A 928-nucleotide genomic window follows, 5' to 3' on the forward strand; every position below is an offset into this window, starting at 1 on the left:
GTGTTTTTATGGCCGACATGGAAACCGGCACGTCGGAAATCGATCGGCTGCGGGCGGCCCTGGCGGCGTCCGAGGCGGCACGCCAGGAAGCGGAACAGCGCGCCACGGGTGTCGAGGCGATGGTCGCGCATCTGAAGCTGCTGATCGCCAGGATGCGGCAGGACCGCTTCGGCGCGTCCTCGGAGCGCGGCCGGCGTCTGCTCGACCAGTTGGAACTCGAACTCGAGGATCTGGAAACGGCAATCGCCGAGGATGATCCGACCAATGTGCTAGGCGCCGCGATTGTCTCGCCTGAAGTGCTATCCGAACGGCAGCGCCCCGCGCGCCGGCCCTTTCCTGCGGATCTGCCGCGCGAGCGGATTGTCATTCCGGCGCCCGTGCAGTGCCCCTGCTGTGGTTCATCCCGTCTGGTGAAGCTGGGCGAGAGCGTCACCGAGACGCTTGAGGTGATCCCGCGCCGGTTCAAGGTGATCCGGACGGTGCGGGAGAAATTCTCTGCCGGGACTGTGAGAGCATCACTCAGCCGCCGGCACCGTTCCATCCGATCGCCCGTGGCTGTGCCGGGCCCTGGCTGCTGTCGACCATCCTGACCGGCAAGTTTGCCGATCACCTGCCGCTGAACCGCCAGAGCGAGGCCTTTGCGCGCGAGGGGATCGACCTCGACACCTCGACGCTGGCCGATTGGGTGGGCGCCTGCACTGCCACCCTGGCACCGCTGATCGCGCTGGTGCGCGCCCATGTGCTGGCAGCGGAACGGCTGCATGGCGACGACACCACGGTACCGGTGCTGGCGAAAAGCCGCACCGTGACCGGACGCTTGTGGACCTATGTGCGCGATGACCGGCCATTCGGCGGACCGGCGCCGCCTGCCGCGTGGTTCCGCTACTCCCGTGATCGCAAGGGCGAACATCCCACGGATCATCTCGCG

General features: G+C 67.2%; 1 pseudogene. It reads left to right on the forward strand.

Features of this window, described 5'->3' with window-relative positions:
* Window positions 1–17: 17 nt before the first annotated feature.
* Window positions 18–928 (forward strand): annotated as a pseudogene (gene tnpC / locus HUK84_RS20240) (IS66 family transposase); the annotation flags it as partial.

This window comes from Nguyenibacter vanlangensis (assembly GCF_013376155.1).
Taxonomy (GTDB): Bacteria; Pseudomonadota; Alphaproteobacteria; order Acetobacterales; family Acetobacteraceae; genus Gluconacetobacter; species Gluconacetobacter vanlangensis.